Source organism: Vibrio glycogenivorans (assembly GCF_051660965.1).
Taxonomy (GTDB): Bacteria; Pseudomonadota; Gammaproteobacteria; order Enterobacterales; family Vibrionaceae; genus Vibrio.
The window spans coordinates 36,116-54,196 of the sequence record NZ_JBPVIS010000020.1; the positions used below are offsets into that span (position 1 = coordinate 36,116).

At 50.1% G+C, this 18,081-nt stretch carries 17 protein-coding genes, 1 tRNA gene and 1 rRNA gene; 9 read left to right on the forward strand and 10 right to left on the reverse strand.

Features of this window, described 5'->3' with window-relative positions; translation table 11 throughout:
- The first annotated feature begins 5 nt into the window (after nt 1-5).
- A complete protein-coding gene (locus ACSTTG_RS22625) occupies nt 6-608 on the forward strand; it encodes a tRNA-uridine aminocarboxypropyltransferase (protein WP_438476434.1) in 603 nt (200 codons plus the stop codon).
- Here ACSTTG_RS22625 and yigB read toward each other — a convergent pair.
- The 6 genes from yigB to lptM form a co-directional block, all read right to left on the reverse strand.
- Entirely contained in the window at nt 594-1,307 is a 714-nt protein-coding gene (yigB, locus tag ACSTTG_RS22630; RefSeq protein ID WP_438476436.1) for a 5-amino-6-(5-phospho-D-ribitylamino)uracil phosphatase YigB, read from the reverse strand. The genes ACSTTG_RS22625 and yigB overlap by 15 nt on opposite strands.
- The gene (xerC, locus tag ACSTTG_RS22635; RefSeq protein WP_438461163.1) at nt 1,307-2,260 is read right to left on the reverse strand and encodes a tyrosine recombinase XerC; all 954 of its coding nucleotides are present in this window, start codon (nt 2,258-2,260) and stop codon (nt 1,307-1,309) included. The genes yigB and xerC overlap by 1 nt, the downstream gene beginning before the upstream one ends.
- The gene (locus tag ACSTTG_RS22640; RefSeq protein WP_438461164.1) at nt 2,232-2,939 is read right to left on the reverse strand and encodes a DUF484 family protein; all 708 of its coding nucleotides are present in this window, start codon (nt 2,937-2,939) and stop codon (nt 2,232-2,234) included. Before ACSTTG_RS22640 ends, xerC begins: the two co-directional genes overlap by 29 nt.
- Nucleotides 2,940-3,029: 90 nt before the next feature.
- On the reverse strand, nt 3,030-3,860 hold the full coding sequence (dapF, locus tag ACSTTG_RS22645) for a diaminopimelate epimerase (RefSeq protein ID WP_438476438.1): 831 nt from the start codon (nt 3,858-3,860) through the stop codon (nt 3,030-3,032).
- Nucleotides 3,861-3,870: 10 nt separating this feature from the next.
- Nucleotides 3,871-5,124, reverse strand: coding sequence for a diaminopimelate decarboxylase (lysA, locus tag ACSTTG_RS22650; RefSeq protein WP_438476439.1), 1,254 nt, complete (start codon nt 5,122-5,124; stop codon nt 3,871-3,873).
- Nucleotides 5,125-5,212: 88 nt separating this feature from the next.
- Nucleotides 5,213-5,518: an LPS translocon maturation chaperone LptM gene (gene lptM, locus ACSTTG_RS22655; protein ID WP_438476441.1), complete on the reverse strand. Its 306-nt coding sequence runs from the start codon at nt 5,516-5,518 to the stop codon at nt 5,213-5,215.
- On the opposite strand from lptM, the gene cyaY reads away from it, so the two are divergent.
- Complete coding sequence (gene cyaY / locus ACSTTG_RS22660) at nt 5,404-5,718, forward strand: iron donor protein CyaY (RefSeq protein WP_438476443.1); 315 nt, start codon at nt 5,404-5,406, stop codon at nt 5,716-5,718. The two genes, lptM and cyaY, sit on opposite strands and share 115 nt — an antisense overlap.
- 14 nt (nt 5,719-5,732) lie before the next feature.
- Here the strand turns inward: cyaY and ACSTTG_RS22665 are convergent, their stop codons facing one another.
- The gene (locus ACSTTG_RS22665) at nt 5,733-8,264 is read right to left on the reverse strand and encodes a class I adenylate cyclase (RefSeq protein WP_438476445.1); all 2,532 of its coding nucleotides are present in this window, start codon (nt 8,262-8,264) and stop codon (nt 5,733-5,735) included.
- Nucleotides 8,265-8,597: 333 nt separating this feature from the next.
- Here ACSTTG_RS22665 and hemC point away from each other — a divergent pair, with 333 nt between their 5' ends.
- Genes hemC through ACSTTG_RS22685 form a run of 4 tightly spaced genes read left to right on the forward strand, consistent with a single transcriptional unit; the run spans nt 8,598 to nt 12,682 of the window.
- On the forward strand, nt 8,598-9,533 hold the full coding sequence (gene hemC, locus ACSTTG_RS22670; protein ID WP_438461170.1) for a hydroxymethylbilane synthase: 936 nt from the start codon (nt 8,598-8,600) through the stop codon (nt 9,531-9,533).
- Nucleotides 9,533-10,291 (forward strand): uroporphyrinogen-III synthase, encoded by a 759-nt coding sequence (locus ACSTTG_RS22675; protein WP_438461171.1) that lies wholly within the window; start codon nt 9,533-9,535, stop codon nt 10,289-10,291. The genes hemC and ACSTTG_RS22675 overlap by 1 nt, the downstream gene beginning before the upstream one ends.
- Nucleotides 10,272-11,504 carry a uroporphyrinogen-III C-methyltransferase gene (locus tag ACSTTG_RS22680; protein WP_438476447.1) on the forward strand — a complete coding sequence of 411 codons (1,233 nt, stop codon included), beginning with the start codon at nt 10,272-10,274 and terminating at the stop codon, nt 11,502-11,504. The genes ACSTTG_RS22675 and ACSTTG_RS22680 overlap by 20 nt, the downstream gene beginning before the upstream one ends.
- The gene (locus ACSTTG_RS22685; protein WP_438476448.1) at nt 11,504-12,682 is read left to right on the forward strand and encodes a heme biosynthesis protein HemY; all 1,179 of its coding nucleotides are present in this window, start codon (nt 11,504-11,506) and stop codon (nt 12,680-12,682) included. The genes ACSTTG_RS22680 and ACSTTG_RS22685 overlap by 1 nt, the downstream gene beginning before the upstream one ends.
- Nucleotides 12,683-12,804: 122 nt before the next feature.
- On the opposite strand, the gene ACSTTG_RS22690 is transcribed toward ACSTTG_RS22685, so the two are convergent.
- Nucleotides 12,805-13,812, reverse strand: a complete 1,008-nt coding sequence (locus ACSTTG_RS22690) for a glycosyltransferase family 2 protein (RefSeq protein WP_438461174.1) — start codon at nt 13,810-13,812, stop codon at nt 12,805-12,807.
- An 83-nt stretch (nt 13,813-13,895) separates the two neighbouring features.
- Here ACSTTG_RS22690 and ACSTTG_RS22695 point away from each other — a divergent pair, with 83 nt between their 5' ends.
- From ACSTTG_RS22695 to ACSTTG_RS22705, 3 genes are read left to right on the forward strand one after another with little or no spacing between them, the layout of a single operon-like run.
- Complete coding sequence (locus ACSTTG_RS22695) at nt 13,896-14,810, forward strand: lysylphosphatidylglycerol synthase transmembrane domain-containing protein (protein WP_438476450.1); 915 nt, start codon at nt 13,896-13,898, stop codon at nt 14,808-14,810.
- A 6-nt stretch (nt 14,811-14,816) separates the two neighbouring features.
- On the forward strand, nt 14,817-16,274 hold the full coding sequence (locus tag ACSTTG_RS22700) for an ArnT family glycosyltransferase (RefSeq protein WP_438476451.1): 1,458 nt from the start codon (nt 14,817-14,819) through the stop codon (nt 16,272-16,274).
- On the forward strand, nt 16,258-16,956 hold the full coding sequence (locus ACSTTG_RS22705) for a phosphatase PAP2 family protein (protein WP_438461177.1): 699 nt from the start codon (nt 16,258-16,260) through the stop codon (nt 16,954-16,956). The genes ACSTTG_RS22700 and ACSTTG_RS22705 overlap by 17 nt, the downstream gene beginning before the upstream one ends.
- An 876-nt stretch (nt 16,957-17,832) precedes the next feature.
- Here the strand turns inward: ACSTTG_RS22705 and ACSTTG_RS22710 are convergent.
- Together ACSTTG_RS22710 and rrf are read right to left on the reverse strand one after the other, a co-directional pair.
- Nucleotides 17,833-17,909 (reverse strand) — tRNA-Asp (locus ACSTTG_RS22710).
- Nucleotides 17,910-17,965: 56 nt separating this feature from the next.
- Nucleotides 17,966-18,081 (reverse strand): 5S ribosomal RNA (gene rrf, locus ACSTTG_RS22715).

The window sequence follows — 18,081 nt, forward strand, 5'->3', positions numbered from 1 at the left end:
CTGTAGTGAGTAGGTGCAGCAACTGCGGCTTGATCCACCAATGTATCTGTCCTAGGGTGCCCAAGCTCGATAACCATGTTCATATTGCGCTGCTTACGCATGAGAATGAGCTGAGTCGAGAGACCAATACCGGGCGCTGGGCGCACAAAATGCTGCCACACTGCGAGGTTCACGTTTGGCAACGTAAGGTCCCGCCCGAGCGGCTAATCGAACAAATAAAGAGTGGTGATTATCGGCCCTTGGTGGTCTTTCCGGATGAGAATAGTCAGCTTTTAGAGCAAAAGGATCATCATGATCTAAATACTCTAAAGGCTGTACCGCCGCTGTATATTGTTATCGATGCCACCTGGCAAGAAGCCAAAAAGATGCTCAATAAGAGCGCTTGGCTACAAGCACTACCCAAGGTGGAACTCGCGACCAATCAAGCCTCTGGCTACCGATTAAGACGCAACCAATCCGCTGGCAATCTGTGTACTTTGGAGGTGGTCGCTGAGCTGTTAAGCGTGGAAGGTGATGGAGACAGCGCCAAACAGATTGCGCCGTTTCTTGGTTTTTATATGGCGAGCTACCAAGCCGACAAGAGCGGTCACGCGCTAAAGGCTGAGTAGCGACTCGAGGTGGTGGATCTCAACATCGGGCAGCACACGAGCGTACTTGGCTGAGCGCAGGTTCGCGCCTTGGTCGTTAATCCAGCACGTTCTCATGCCCGCATGCTGAGCACCAAGCACATCAGAACGCAGATGATCACCCACGTGCAACACCTCACCAGCCGGTAGGCCTAGGTGCGCGATCGCTTTGTTAAACATCTCTGGATAGGGCTTGCTCAAACCGTCAGGCCCAGCTTGATAAACCTGCTGAAAGTACTCCCCTAATCCAATCCGCTCAACGTCAACGTTGCCATTGGTGATAGCAATCAACGGGTAGCGACGAGCAAGCTCACGCATCACACGATGGCTTTGCTCAGGCACAGTAAAGTCACTGCGCAAACGCAATACCTCGGCAATAGCGGCATCCGCCGCTAGCCTTGCTTGCTCCGCGTCATAACCAAGCTCAGACAAGCCTGATTCAATCTGGCGATGACGCCAGCGAGTAACATCGTGGATAAGCTCCGGGGCTTGTTTGAGTACCTGACGTTTGCGCTGTTGCCACCACGCCAGTGGACGGCTCTGAGCAATCGGATGCTGCTGCAATAACCAAGCCGTTGCCTGCTGCTCCACCCGCATGATGATTGGGCGGTTGTCATACAAGGTATCATCTAGGTCAAACGTCATTGCCTTGATAGGGGCAAAAGAGCGGTAAAACAGCATCAATCGGTATCCTTTTTCTTGGCTCGAGGATGAGCCTGGTCGTACGCTTGAGCGAGGTGTTGGAAGTCCAAGTGGGTGTAGATTTGGGTGGTTGAGATATTCTCGTGTCCCAAAAGCTCTTGCACCGCGCGCAGGTTGTTGCTCGACTCTAGTACGTGAGTGGCAAACGAATGGCGCAGTTTGTGCGGGCTAATATGGCTAGCGACAGCCTGCTTTTGCCCCCACTCCGCCATGCGCTTTTGCACATTACGATGGGAGATCCGCTGGCCAAGCTTTGAGATAAACAGCGCCTTTTCATTGCCCTTCAGTAGGCTAGAGCGCACCTTAAGCCAGCGTGCTACCCACTCTTGAGCTTGCCCAGAGAAAGGAACTTTGCGCTCCTTATCTCCTTTACCCACCACTCGGATCTCACCGGCGCGCATGGAGATATCGCGCACATCAATGCTGACGAGCTCTGCCAAGCGCAAGCCAGCGCCGTACATCAACTCCATCATGGCTCGGTCGCGGATTGACAAGGGATCATCCTCATCCACCTCAAGAAGCTGGCCCACCTCATCAACATCAAGGTTCTTTGGCAGGGGACGCTGTTTACGTGGGGCAGAGACGCCCTTCGCAGGGTTAGCAGTAAGCTCGCCACGCAAAACTAAGAAATCAAAAAAGCTGCGTAATGATGAAAGCCGGGTCGCAAGACTGCTTGGTTTCATCCCCTCACGCATCCCTTTACTGGCCAGTTGACGCACCCACCCCGCATCGACTTGGGACCAATCTTTGAGTCCCATCTGCACGAGATGATGCGCCATTGTTTCTAGCTGCTGTTTGTAATTGCGCTGAGTATGAAGGCTGAGGGATTTTTCACTGCGTAAATACTCATAGAAACGCAGCAACGACTTCTCAAGGGCTCTTGGCAGCTCTGCGGGCAGTTCGCTAGGCGGTGGTGTGACAGATTCGCTCATCCGAAACCACCGCTTGCCAAGGTTGGGTATTGATCACGTGGGTAAACACCAATGCCAAATGACGCAGGAATAAGGTATCCATCTGTGGCTGAAAATGGCCACCATCGTCACTTGAAAAAGCCAGTAGCCCGTATGGCTTGCCAAACCCAAGAGGCAGCACCACGTAAGAGCCTAGCTCGGGGGCACACTCATCCTGACTAAACAGCGCGTGGCGGTCACTCTGGCGTAATCGACCTAGATAGGCGGGCTTGCCATTGATATGGTTGGTCACAAAACGTTGGAAAACATCCGCGGCCAATTGCACCGAAGGATTCTCGCCTTCCACCAGCTTGATGTAGGCCTTTAACCCAAGATCGCGAGCTAAGCTCTCGATGGCCTTAATCGCCTCATCGATAGAGCGACTTTTAAGTACCTGCTCTTGCAGGCTCATAAAGTCATGAAAGGTTTGATCGTTCTGGCGAGCCAGTGACATCAGTGCCGTGATCTCTTCCTCAAGCTCTTCAATTCGTTGACGCTGACGCTGCAACTGAACGTGCACTAAGGAAACCGCACCTTGGTCTTGATGAGGAAGCGCAAGGCGCTCAACCAAATCTGGACGTGATAAAAAGAAATCTGGGTGATCACGAAGATATTCGGCGACCACCTCAGCGGTTAAAGCATTGGCTTCCACTTGAGACAAAATCAATCCCTGCACTAAATATGAAACTGAGGCTATTGTAGCGCACTATGGTGCCTAAGACACTTTAGCAATTGATTTAGAAAGAGCAATTTAGCAAGAAAGCTGCCCATCGAAGACATGCGTTGCAGGACCTGTCATATACAACGGCTTATTACCACCCTGCCATTGAATCCGCAGCTCACCGCCAGGTAAGATCACACGCACGCTGTCATCGAGCAGGCCTTGCAAAATACCCACAGCAACCGCGCCACAAGCACCACTGCCACACGCCTGGGTTTCTCCAGCGCCACGCTCATACACACGCAGTTTCACCGTATTGCGGTTAATGACCTGCATAAAGCCCGCGTTCACGCGCTCAGGGAAACGCTCATGGGATTCAAGTAATGGTCCTAAACGCTCAACATCGGCAGTATCAACATCATCGACCACAGTCACAACATGCGGATTACCCATGCTAACCGCGCCACAAAACAGGGTTTTGTCGTCAGCTCGCAAGATATAGGTCTTCTCTTGCTGTTTGGCCTTAAAAGGGATCTTATTCGGTTCAAACTCCGGCACACCCATATTCACAGTGACCTGGTCATCCTCTTCAATATTGAGGATCATCTTGCCTTTTTTGGTACTGACACTGATGCTGAACTTATTGGTCAGCCCCTTCATACGCACAAAACGCGCGAAGCATCGCGCACCATTACCACACTGCTCAACCTCACTCCCATCGGCATTAAAAATCCGGTAGTGGAAGTCAGTTTCTGGATCATAAGGCGCCTCAACCACCAAAAGCTGGTCGAAGCCGACACCGGTGTGACGATCCGCCAAACGGCGGATCAGTTCAGGTGAGAAGAAGATATTTTGGGTAATGCAGTCAACGACCATAAAGTCATTACCCAGGCCATGCATTTTAGAAAAGTGAAAGTGCATTAGTGACTCATTACTCCGGTAATACTTGCTCTAGCGCCCACAGACTCGAAAGCTCTTCGCGTTTGCGCACTAGGTGTGCCTGATTGCCATCAACCATCACCTCGGCAACGCGTGCACGTGTGTTGTAGTTGGATGACATAACAAAGCCATAAGCCCCTGCCGAGCGCACCGCCAGCAGATCGCCCTGCTCAAGGGATAAGTCACGGTCTTTACCGATAAAGTCACCCGTTTCACAGATTGGCCCAACGAGGTCATAGGAAGTTTTCTCGCCTTGGCGCGGGACAACCGGCACGATGTCTTGCCACGCCTGATACAGCGCTGGGCGCATCAGATCGTTCATTGCTGCATCAACAATCGCGAAATTCTTATGCTCGGTGTGCTTGAGGAACTCAACCTTAGTCACCAGTACCCCAGCGTTAGCCGCGATGGCACGACCCGGCTCAAAGATAAGCTCAAGGTCGGCGTGGTTCACAAGGCGCTCCATTAGGGCACGCGCATAGTCCGATGGCTGAGGAGGCATTTCGTCACGATAAACCACACCAAGGCCACCACCAACATCGAGGTGCTTGATGGTGATCCCTTGCTGCTTAAGCTCATCAATCAGGGCAAGCAAACGGTCAGTCGCATCAATAAATGGCTCGATATCAGTGAGCTGTGAGCCAATGTGGCAGTCGATACCGTGAATGGCAAGGTTTTCTAGTCCTTGGGCAAACTTGTACACCGCGGGCGCGCGGTCAAAAGCAATACCAAATTTGTTTTCGCGCAGACCCGTTGAGATATAGGGGTGAGTATTGGCATCGACATCAGGGTTGATCCGCAGCGAGATCGGCGCAATCAGAGACAGCTCACCCGCCACCTTGTTCAGGCGCTCAAGCTCTGGCTCAGATTCAACATTGAAACACTTGATCCCAAGCTCTAGCGCACGCTTCATCTCAGCTTCCGTCTTACCGACACCGGAGAACACGACCTTTTTCGGATCACCGCCTGCTGCGACTACACGCTCTAGCTCACCACCAGAGACGATGTCAAAGCCTGAGCCAAGGCGTGCTAGCACGTTCAAAACACCTAAGTTAGAGTTGGCTTTAACCGCATAACAAACCAGGTGTGGGTGATCGCCCACCGATTTATCAAACGCATTCCAATGGCGTTCTAGAGTGGCGCGTGAGTAAACGTATAGAGGGGTTCCGTGTTGCTCTGCGAGAGAAGTCAATGCGACATCTTCAGCCCAAAGCTGGCCATCTCCCTGATAGTTGAAGTAATCCAAGTTTGTTTCCCTTAATCTGACCGATGGTTTTATCCTGGTGTTTTCACATCCAGAGCATCTGAGTGCGTGTTGTGCAATTATCTAGTGATTATTGCGCTTGTTCGTTTTGCATATCGTCTTGTGGCAATGTTAGTGCACCAGATTGGCCGCACCCAACAAGGGCCAAAGACGAGAGCATAAAAATAACTGCCAAGAAGTTTTTCATAATGCTTGTCGTGATTATTTTTTCGATGCCCCCTATAATCGCACCACAATTAAGAAAAGCAATAGGATGGACCGATGAACGAGACTGAATTTCATCAACTCGCCGATATTCAAATGGAAACCATTGAAGAGATGATTGACGACTCTGGTGCTGACATCGACTACGAGACGTCAGGTAATGTGATGACATTGGAGTTTGAAGACCGCAGCCAGATCATTATTAATCGCCAAGAGCCGATGCGCGAGATCTGGTTGGCCTCAAAGTCTGGAGGGTTTCACTTCCAGTGGTCAGGTGAGGCTTGGATATGTTCGAAGACAGGCCAAGAGTTGATTGCGATGGTCAAAGCCGAGTGCGAAAAACACGCTGGCGAAGATATCGACTGGGATTAAACCCATACAAGCTTCTAAGCGCTGGCCACTTTGCGCGAGCGCTTAGAATCGCTGTTACGATAAGGCACGACGTAGCTTTCACCCTCGCTTGGGTGCACCACTTCATAGTACTGTGGCAGATTGAAGTTGATCAGCTTAGAAGAGATCGAACGCTCATCTTTGACCGAGGTGTAGAAGCTGTTCACACTGGCGATCAATTCATCTTTTTCACCGACCAGTTTTTGATAAACCTCGACCTGATTCGACTCATCTAAGACATAGATATTAAAGCCACTAGACGCAGTATCCTCAAAGAAGAACTGCACCAAGCCTTCACTCGCGTAACTGTCGATGATGTTAGGCATCTGATAATCACGTTCTTTATCCAGCTTGAGCAGAGGCGAGCCCTTGAGCTTGTTGCTCGAGATAGTACGGTAAAAATCGATCGAGTTTTCGAGCTTCTCTACCGACACACCACGCCGTTCAAAAAACAGGCCGTACATCTGATCAGCAATGCGCAAACCTTTGAAGCTGCGACGCTTTTGCTGCTCGGTTGGCTTGAGGCGCATATCGATACACTCTGCCAACAATTGATACACAGAATTACGGATCACGCCACGCAGATGCTTGCTGTAACAGAACACATCAATTGACTTAGGTCGAATGGCATCATGGTGCATCTTGCCGAGCATGGTCTTAAGGGCTTCGAGCATCGCCATCTTACCCTTGAAATGCAAGGTACGAACCTCGTGCCAAGAGTTGCGGTACACCAAATCCACACTGCCGACCAAGCACTCATGCTGCTGACCAAAGCTGAACACATTCATGTTCTTGAAGTCATTACGGAAGGTGCGGTTACCTAACGTCGCCGTAGGGTCTTGTTCAAAGTTAATGAACATCGCGAGCTGATTGATCTCACACGGGCTCGCCAGCGCATCCATCGATGGTCTGGTGGCATTGAGTGAGAAGGTGTTACGCAGATCGCCCACCATTTGATAAAACTTATCGATATCAATGTCGGCTTCGCGCACCACGGCATTGAGGCGAGTAGACTCGGTGATCAAGCCGTTAAAGAACGACCAAGCCACCAGCTTACTGAGGTATTGGTTGTGCTCAAGCTTCGGCTGACCTATCAAGCGGTGCGCCACCAGTGGCTGTTTGTACAGATACCAGCCCTCAGGATTACTCTGCCCCGGACAGACCTCAATAAAAGTGAGATCAGACTCGTGCAAGTCCGGAGAGATCTGTGGGTTCAACAGGGTGACCTTACCCGGCAATACCTCAAATGCGGCGTAAAGCTTACGCGCCAAGATACTGATGTCTTGTGGACTGATTGCCGACGTGATGTTGTTACGGCGGGCAAACTGGATAAGATTGCGGTAGCTTTGCATCAAGGCATCAAGCAGTGAGTGGTGCACGACCTTAACCTGCTCAACCTTCCAGTTACGGCGATCGTCCAGCTCTTGGATTTTATCCTGAGGCCATTCCCAAGCGTTGACCATCTCGGCCAGCGCCTCACGACGCCATGGCACCGATACCGCACCAACGCCAGGCTCACGAGAGAGCTTTTCGTGGGTTTTTAGGTAGAAACAACGACGCACGAGATCCAAGCGATCGTGATCGCCAATCCGCTCAAGATAGCGCGTTACCTTCTCGAGCATCAGATAATACGAATCCATCCCATAGAGATCGGGATCTTGGGCAAAGAAACGACGCTTGCTGTCCAAACTCAAAAGCTGAGTATGTGGGTACTCCCATGAGTACGCCTCAAGCAAGATCGACTTAAGAACCGATTTGTATGGGGAATCAATACTTTTATACAGCTGCCACAGATTGGCGCCAAAGTACTCTTCGGCAGGAATGCCATTAAGCTGGCCAAAATCAATCCACTCTCGGCAATCGATGTACTTTTGAACGCAGAGCTGTTTGACATACTCGTCATAACAGTCTTCCATCTCCGGAGGCACGATTTGCCACAACAGACGTTTACCCGCGAGCCTAACTGCCGAGCGATAAAACTCATCAAGCAACAGCATATGTTGCGACGAACCACAGTTGTCCCCAGTCATCTCCTCAGAATGATTGTGAAGAAAGCGCTCTTCGTCCATCAAGAAGAAGTTCGCCTCAACCCCTTGGCCCTTTGCCCACTCAGTGATCAGCAAACACTTGTTGGTCAGAGACTCACGCTCTGTTGCCGACATCAAAGACGAAATACACACCCATATATCAAGATCACTCGAGGTACTTTGACCAATCGATGAGGTACTGCCCATCGTGTACAAAGCCTCAATCGCGGGCTCAGTTGAGTTGGCCAACGAATGACCCAGTTCAAGCTCAGTACGCTCTACGTACTTCTGTTGATTCTCATCGAGAGTAAGCCCGAAAATACCGGATGGTGTGTGGTCTGAATAGAAGCCTGGGAGAATAGGGTGGTTGAAATGCAGGAGAGTCGGAATGAGGTTGAAAACTTGCTGACAAGGCACATTCATTAACGACAGCGCACGCTCGATGCGTTGCTGGTTGAGGAGATCCAGTCTGTTAATCAGCTTGGTGGTGTATGCCTGCAAGGGACTGTCCTTGGTTAGTAATTTGATTTCTCACTTTGTCGGACTTTTGAACAAAAGAACCTTCAAAACGTGATCAATCTAACACTTTTTTCCGTTTAGGTAAAGAATATCGCTACCTAATGCAGCGTTTCATATGAAATTAAGCCGTCGCCCACTCTGGCATCTCACGCCTCTGTTGCCAATTATTTTTCGTTTCCAGCACGTGATCTTGGTCACGTAATTTAATTGATCCAACCTATGGGCAACATTTCATCTTTTTTGATGACATTCAAGGCGGTCACATTGTAGCGATTAATGATAGGATAAACCACATCTAAGCTAATGAGAACACAGATGAATACCAACACCCCGATTCGAATTGCAACGCGTAAGAGTCCGCTCGCGCTATGGCAAGCGCATTATGTGAAAGAGGCGTTAGAGGCTGCACACCCAGGTCTGGTAGTGGAGCTGGTCACTATGGTGACCAAAGGTGACGTGATTCTCGATACCCCATTGGCCAAAGTGGGTGGCAAAGGCCTATTTGTCAAAGAGCTCGAGGTCGCAATGCTTGAAGGTCGTGCCGACCTCGCCGTTCACTCAATGAAAGACGTCCCGGTTGATTTCCCACCTGGCCTGGGCTTGGTGACGATCTGTGAACGTGAAGACCCACGTGATGCCTTTGTCTCCAACCACTATGAATCCATAGAACAACTGCCTGCCGGTGCCACTGTTGGCACCTGTAGCCTACGTCGTCAATGTCAGCTCCAAGAAGCGCGTCCTGATTTAATCATCAAGGAACTGCGCGGCAATGTCGGCACTCGTTTAGGCAAACTGGACGCCGGTGACTATGATGCGATCATTCTTGCCGCTGCAGGCCTCAAAAGACTCGAGCTTGAATCGAGAATTCGCACCTACATCGAGCCGGAGCAATCGCTTCCAGCCGTGGGGCAAGGCGCTGTTGGCATCGAGTGCCGCCTAGATGATGAGCGCCTTCTGCGCCTACTGGAACCACTCAACCATGTCGATACGCACACACGAGTGGCTGCTGAGCGCGCGATGAATCTCACGCTCGAGGGTGGCTGCCAAGTCCCAATTGGCAGTTATGCCCTGTTGGAAGGCGATCAGTTGTGGCTTAGGGCCCTAGTCGGTGAGCCGGATGGCTCTAAGATTGTGCGTGGCGAGATTCGCGGTCATCGCGATGAGGCTACCCAACTGGGCACGACCCTCGCCAAACAATTGCTGGATGATGGCGCGAAAGCAATCTTAGAGCGGTTGTATCAGGAGAGTTAATGGAATCTGTGCTCATTACCCGCCCCGATGAACCTGGGCGAGCATTAACAGCACACCTCAATCAGTTGGGCATTTGTGCCCAACACTTCCCTCTGATCGCAATTCAAGCCCGAGACCTCACTGAGCCTCTTGAGCCTGTGCTTCATCGTGCAGACATCATTATTGCCGTTAGCCAGTACGCCGTTCTATTTAGTAAGCCCCACATCCAGCAATGGCCAACAAGCTGTGACTATCTTGCTGTAGGAAAAAGCACGGCGAAGCAACTTACTCGTGTTTGTCACTGCTCTGTGACCACTCCAGACATTCATGACAGCGAGCACTTACTAGCGCTACCAAATCTGTCTCAAACACAAGTCAGCGGTAAGAATATTGTTATTTTACGTGGCAACGGCGGACGAGAACTATTATTTCAACAGCTAGCAAGTCGAGGGGCTGTTGTAGAATATCGAGAAGTTTATCAGCGTAAACTTCTCGATTTTGATGCAGAATTAACCATCACAGAGTGGAAAGATAATCAAATACAACATGTAGTTATCACAAGCACCGAACAGCTAAACCATCTATTATCTATGTGCAAGGGACACAAAGCTTGGTTGCAGCAGCGTCACCTTTATGTACCCAGTGAGCGCATTGCAACGCAGGCATCACAGCTGGGCTTTCGCTCGGTAACCTGTACCCATGGTGCATCTAATAGTGTCATCAGCCGTGCTCTTCAAGCTCAGATTAAGGAAAATTACAATGACCAAGAAAAACAATGAGCCATCAGAAGCAGGAAAGAAGTCATCCTCATTAGACTCCGCTTCGACTGACTCCCCAAGAGACACTGAAACCACGCAAGACAGTGTGGCACAGAGCAGCGACAGCTCAAGCAAGGCAACCCCACAACCCGAGCCTGAAGCAAGCGCAGAGCAAGCACAACCATCAACACCACCATCGGACAAACCGAAGAAATCTGGCAATACTCTAGCGGTCCTTGCGATCATTATTGCCTTGGGTGTGGGCGCCGCTGGTTTCTATAAATTGCAGCAGCAAGGTGAAAACTACCAGGCTGAGATCGCCGCATTACGAGCGCAGCTGGACGCCAAACAAGGCGAGCTGTCTCGTACCTTGGAGGCAACCAAAGCCAGCACACTTGAGCAAGCCGCTGAGCTGAGTAACCGTGCCGACGTAGCCATTGAGCAGCAACAAAATAGCATTGAGAGCCTTCAAGTAGCGCTTGCCGATGTCAAAGGCCGTCGGCCCAATGACTGGCTGCTCGCCGAGGCTGACCACCTAGTCAAGCTAGCTGGACGTAAGCTGTTTCTAGAAAAAGACGTCAACACCGCCACTCGCTTGATGGAAACCGCCGATCAACGCATTGCCGCACTTAACGATCCAAGCCTGGTCCCTCTTCGCCAGCAGCTTGCGACGGATATCACTGAGCTCAAGGGGATCCCACTGATCGACCGAGATGGTCTCGTCTTGCGCCTTACTGCACTGCAGCAACAAGTCGACGGATTGCCACTCGCCAATGCCATCTTGCCAGAAGAGCCCGTTGAGGAGCCTCTCACTGTTTCAACCGATATCAATGACTGGCAAGAGAACCTGAAAAACTCGCTTAAATCATTCAGCGAAAACTTTATCACCTTCCGCAGTCGAGATGGTAGCGTGATCCCACTGCTCTCACCACAGCAGCACTTTTACCTAAGTGAGAACATCAAAGGCAAGCTCGAAACCGCGATTCGTGCCGTGTACCTAGAGCAAGGCGAGGTCTATCAGATCTCACTTGAGAACGCCCGCGAGTGGAGCGCGACCTTCTTCGACCAAGAAAACCACCAGGTCAAGCAGTTCCGTCAGTCCCTGGCAGAGCTAGCAGAGCAAGAGGTGAGTGTCGACTACCCCAGCAAGCTTGCCTCACAGCAGCCTTTGGAAGACATCATCCGCGATCGCCTGCGTCGTGAGGTCAGCGGTATCGCTGAGGAGGAGAAGTAATGTTTAGAATGGTATTTCTATTTCTTGTCCTTGGCGCCGGCCTATTTGTGGGTACTCAGTACGCGGGGCATCAAGGCTACGTATTGATCTCATTTGCGAATAAAACCATCGAGATGAGCGTCACCACCCTAGTGGTGTTTATGGTGATTGCGCTTGCGGCGCTGTTTTTTACCGAGTATGTATTAAAACGTGCCTTGCGCGCGACATCAAATACCTGGAACTGGTTTAGCTTGCGTAAACTCAAGCGCTCACGTCGCTACACCAATGAGGGCATCATCAAGCTGCTTGAAGGGGATTTTAAACTCGCCGAGAAGAAGGTCCTGCGCTGGGCCAATCACCACGATATGCCGATGCTCTGCTACCTCGTCGCGGCAGAGGCCGCGTTCAATCAAGGTCTGACTGAAAAAAGCCAGCAGTACCTAGCCAAAGCCGCTGAGCAAGAAGAGTCTGATTTAGCGGTCGGTCTCACCCGTGCCAAGCAGAATATTCGCAGCAAACACTTTGAGCAGGCCTTCGATACCCTGAGTTCGCTAAAAGCGCAGTATCGTAACAATGCCATGGTGTTGGATCTACTCAAGTCGGTCTACGTGGAGCTGAAGTTATGGCAGCCACTGATCGACATCATCCCAAGCCTAATCAAGGTCAACTCCATCTCTAGCCAAGATGCTCACCATTACACCATCATGGCGCAATCAGGCCTGATTGAGGATGTAGCTCAGCAGCAGGGCAGTGAAGGCTTATTGGCGCACTGGCAAGGGCTGACGAAGAAGACCAAAACCGAGGTTGAATTGGTTGTCGCAATGGTCAAGCAACTCATTGAGCGCAAGGCCGACTATGAAGCGTTTGGACTGGTTAAAGACACGCTGAAAAAGCAATCGAGCCCAGAGCTGTACCAGCTTATTGCTGATATGAACCTGAGCGATCGCCACCCGGCTCGCCAATTCCTAAGTGGCATTGTCAAAAAGCAGCCAGAAAATGCCGACGCTCACAGTGCCCTTGGCCAACTCTACCTGCATGACCAACAGTGGCCTGAAGCACAGAAACACTTCGAGTTGGCACTTGCCAAGCGTTCAAGTGTCTCAGACTACGCGTTTCTCGCTGAGGCACTCGAACAGCAGGATCTCAATCAAGCGGCGCGTGATGTCTCTCGTAAGGCTCTAACTTTGGTCAAAGCATAACAAACTCAGTCCCATATTAAGAAAAAAGCCGATATCGTTTCAGATATCGGCTTCTTTACTTATTCTGTTTCGCGTTAGCGTAGAGTCTACAGGTTCAAACAATAACGCCACAACAGAGGCAACTATTCTTGCGTTGGCTTCTCTCGCTCAACTTGAATCTCAGTAAACTCATACGTCGATTTATCTGAAGACTCGTAGTAGGTGCGGCTCAAGATCTCAGCAAGCACACCGGTGGTCACAAATTGAATCGCCATCATAATCAGTAGTACTGCGACAGTCAGCATTGGACGGTCGCCGATCGCTTCACCTAGGATAAACTTATCCCACGCCAGCACCATCATCATCAGGCTACCAATGGTACCGAAGCCCAAACCGATAGGACCAAAGAAGTGCGCCGGGCGCGCGCGAAAGCGCATAAAGAAAACCACTGACAACAAATCTAGGATCACGCGGTAAACGCGCGAGATAGTGTACTTCGACTCACCAAATTGACGCTCATGGTGGTTAACTTCCACCTCTTCGATACGGTCAACAGGCACGTGACACGCAACCCAAGCAGGAATGAATCGGTGCATCTCACCATACAATTTCACCTGACGGATCACGCTGCCACGATAAACCTTTAGGCTACAACCATAGTCGTTCAGCTTAACGCCAGTTACTTTACCAATCAGCCAGTTCGCTACTTTTGATGGGAACTTACGCATCAATAGCTTATCTTTGCGATCCTTACGCCAGCCGACCAAAAGGTCGAGATCTCGCTCAATCAAACGCTCAACCATGCGTGGAATATCCGCAGGGTCGTTTTGCAGGTCACCGTCAAGGGTCACAATGTAATCGCCCGTTGATTGCTCAATACCCGCTTGCATTGCAGCCGTCTGACCAAAGTTGCGCTGAAGCGCGATAATACGCAAGTGATCTGGGTTGTTTTTCTGCTCTTCGATCGCAACTTGCAGAGTGCGGTCTGAACTGCCGTCATTGACTAAGAGTAACTCCCAGTCGAACGGAACCTCAGCCAGTGCCTCATTCATTGCTTCAACCAGTGGGCCAACACTCTCTTCTTCATTGTAGATAGGTACAACCACACTCACCTTATAACGGCTCTGGGTCAGCGAATTAGTCTCGTGCATAATAGTCTGCTCTCAATACGAAAATCTGGTATCATCCGAAAAGTTTTGGCTACTATAACCCAAATAGGCGTGTGAGCATACCTATGATAAAACGATCGACTTTACTATCAGTAGCGACCTTTGTTTCGGTTGCTATCGTGGTACAGCTGGTTTGGGGATGGGATACTTTGTTATCGTCGTGGCAAGCCATACCAATTGGTCACCTTGCTGCTTTTATCTCCCTCTACTGGTTTACCTACCTTCTTCGAGCCTATCGCATCCGCATCTACTTCGCGAAATCAAACCTAACTCTCTCTCTAAGTGGTCTATGTTCCCTTGTGGTGAAACAGACCTTCTGGGCTAACCTGCTACCGGCAAAAACCGGAGAAGTGTCTTTCCCACTATTAATGAAAAGAAAGTTTTCTGTCGCTTATACCGACTCAGTACCTGCGCTGATTGTGCTACGGTTGTTTGATGCGTATGTACTTGGCTCTATTGCGGCGAGCCTTGCGCTGTGGCTATGGTCTCCATGGCTGGTCATGCTCTGGCTACCGGTGGCGTTTATACTGCCTTTTATCTCGATAAAGCTCTATCGATTTATGGTGGGAATTTTATACCGCTACCGCAGTCATAAGTACGCGCGTTTGGGTTGGAAGTTATTGAGAAACATCCCTCAGTCACCGATGACACTCGTGCAAATGAATCTGCTGTCTTGGGCTAACTGGGCGGTTAAGGTGGTGCTGTTTGCCGGTATTCTTGCCAGCATGACCTTCTTATCCATCGATCAAACCCTGTTAGCCTCTTTAATTGGTGAGGTATCAGGAATGCTACCAGGCTTACCAGCAGGCTTTGGTAACTATGAAGCAGCAGTCTCGGTTGGCCTTATGCCATATATGGATGGAGCAAGTACCAGTGATATGGTGGCTGCTGCCGTTAACGCTCATTTATTTATTCTTTTCAACTCGGTCTTTGGTGCACTGGTTGCGTATTCCGTGCCTGCAAAGCCTTCCCATGGGTAATTAATAATGAAACAGGATCTATTCTTTCCGGATGCCAAGCCGGGTGATCTTATCAAGCCCCTTTGGGCGATACTGATAGTGATCTCCATTATTCGTGCTGGATTACTGTCGTTAAGCTCACTCGATTTGTATGTCGATGAGATCCAGTATTGGTGGTGGTCACAAGAGCTCGATTGGGGCTACTACTCCAAACCGCCAGGGGTTGCGGCGCTTATCTATGCCGTGACATCGATATTTGGTAGCTCGGTCTACACCATCAAGCTTGGGGCTATCTTAGTCTACCCACTCTCAAGCTATGTGATATACCTTCTTGGCCGCAAACTTGTCTCTGAGAGCGTAGGGTTTTGGTCTGGGGTCTTGTTTATCACCCTACCAGGTATCGCTCTGTCTTCGACCATCACCTCAACGGACGTACTGCTGTTCCTTTTCTGGAGCAGCGCTATGTTGTTTTTCATCCGTAGTATTGAGACTAACCAATGGCGAGACTGGCTGCTATGTGCAGTGGTGTGCGGGCTCGGCCTGCTGACTAAATACAACATGGCCATCTTTGCCCTCTCCGCACTTGGCTATATGTTGTTCTTTGGCCATATTAAGACACTTAAAAATCCACGCCTGTGGATCATGGCTGCCATTGCCCTGCTGATTTTGGCACCAAATATGGTTTGGAACTACCACCATGATTTCCCGACCTTCTCCCACACCGCTGAGTATGTCGACAAGCAAGGGCTTTACCCGGGTAAAATGTTTAGCTTTTTGCTCGAGCAAGCCGGTATCTTGGGGCCAGTCGGTTATGTCGTATTTTGGTGGTGGATAGTTAAAGGCCAGCAACCGCGCAATCTTCTGATTAACTTTGGTCTCCCTATGCTAGCGATCATCTCTCTGGTTGCCCTGCAGGGTAAATACAATGCGAACTGGGCCGCACCTGCCTATGTGGCGTTTATCATTGGTATTGCTCATTTCTTGCAAAATAAACGCAAATGGCTGCTGGCGATGTTGATCAGTAACCTTGCTCTCGGCCTGCTAGTGCAACTGGTCGACCCGATCCTACAAGCGACCAATGCTGAGCTCAACGCTAAGCAAGACCCTTTCCGTCGTGTTCGCGGCTGGCAAGACTGGGGAGAGCAGCTTCAGACCTATATTAAAGCCTATCCAGAGGCCGACTTTGTCACCAATGGCCGCAGTGAAATAACCGAAGCCATGTTTTACGGCTTTGGCGAGCCTAGTGACAAAATCCGAGCTTGGGCGCCAGGTCCGGTGATCAAGAGTCACTTTGAGTTAACTCGTCCTCTGACTGAAGAGCACCGACAGCCTATGCTGTTCCTCACACGTATGCCTCAAGAGCGCCTAGAACAACATTTTGATTCCGTTGAACTGTTAGGGGAAATCACTCGACAAAGTGCCTCGGATCGTCAATCACATTACCAAGTTTATTATGTAGAAGGATTTAATGGATATGACCTTTGAGGATTACTCAACTACGCTAAAAGGCCCTCTAATAGCAACAGGGTTGATTGCCTTAATCACTGTGGCTACTCGCCTTCTTAATCTTGATCTGATGGTAAGTGGATGGTTCTATTCAGTCGAAGAAGGGTTCTTCTTGCGTGGTGCACTGCTTGAACAACTGTTTTATAACAGCATCCCTTGGGCTGTCACTGCTAGCATCTTGTTTTTCATTGGCTTTGCTATTGCGAGCCTGCTGTTCAAGAAAGGACGTCAGCATAACCGCTTGGTCTTGGCTCTATTTATCGCCTTGGTAGTTGGCCCAGGGCTTATCGTTAACTCAGTATTCAAAGATAACTGGGGACGACCACGCCCAGTTCAAAGCGAGGAGTTTGGTGGCAAACACCCACATCGTGCTGTGCTTGAATACAATTGGGGTAACTATGGTAAGTCCTTCCCATCCGGCCACGCAGCCGTACCACTTGCCTTCTTGGTTCTGGCGTTTGCTGCACACAAGCGGGGCAAACTAAAGCTCGCTAAACGCCTAGCCATCGGGATCGTTGCATGGTATCTAGCTACCAGCGTCGCACGCATTGTTGCAGGCGGGCACCACTTTAGCGATGTCGCCTGGGCAGGATACTTTGCCTACCTCAGCGCCTGGCTCAGTTATCGCTATATCTACTTACCCGGAGAGAAGCAAGCCTAGCCTCTCTTACCCGCAGCGCCTGTCAGGCGCTGCTAACTCCCTCTTCTCCATATCTTAACTCCCTCCTTCCCCTTAGCGACTCTCCTCTTCCTATCACTATCTCTGCAACTAAACGCTTTCTATATCTAGCATATAATGTTTACACCAACCTAAATAATCACAGCCAACACTCTGTAAATATAAATTGAGTACCGACAAATAAGCAGATTATCTGTGGTTAGATTATCAGTTTCGCTCTGTGTCGGTCTTGCTAATCATTTACTTAACCTGATTTAAGGACACAGACAGAAGAACATACGGTGATATCGAAAAGGTAAATGACCGGAAGTTTTAAGTTGATATGAAGACCCGCGAATCTCTAATCTAGAGCTCTTGCAGCAACTTTGTCGAACAGTAGGCGCTGTAAATTATGAAGGTAAGCATTCTTGGCTCTGACTCAGCATCACCATCAGCGGCTCTTATCAGGTATCTTAATAACTCAATGCCACAGTCATGTTGAAGAGCATCACGTTGAAGAACATGACGTCAGAGAAGAAAGGTAAACAAGGATAGGATAGCCAATTGACTCGACATTAGACGCTCCACTAGGCTAGTCACGAGAGGAAATCACATGTAGCACAACGAGCGAGGAACCACTCGTTCCTCGAAGCGTTAGCGTCCCCGAAGTGCAACGTCCCCGCTCCCTCGATTCTCGCCTCTCGCAGCAGCGCGATCTCGCCTCTTAAACGCAAAAAAGCCCAAGTCTTTCGACTTGGGCTTAATATAAGTGGCGGAGTGGCCGGGGTTGCGGACAACCGGGGCTCATTGGTCGAAGACCAAAATATTCTCGCGTATAAACGAAAAAACCTCAGCATTTCTGCTGAGGTTTCAAATATGTGGCGGAGTGGACGGGACTCGAACCCGCGACCCCCGGCGTGACAGGCCGGTATTCTAACCAACTGAACTACCACTCCGCAGTGGTCTATTTAAAGTCTTATCTCTAGAGTGCTTTAAACAGATAATGTTCAAAGCCTGGCGATGTCCTACTCTCACATGGGGAAGCCCCACACTACCATCGGCGCTAATTCGTTTCACTTCTGAGTTCGGCATGGAATCAGGTGGGTCCAAATCGCTATGGTCGCCAAG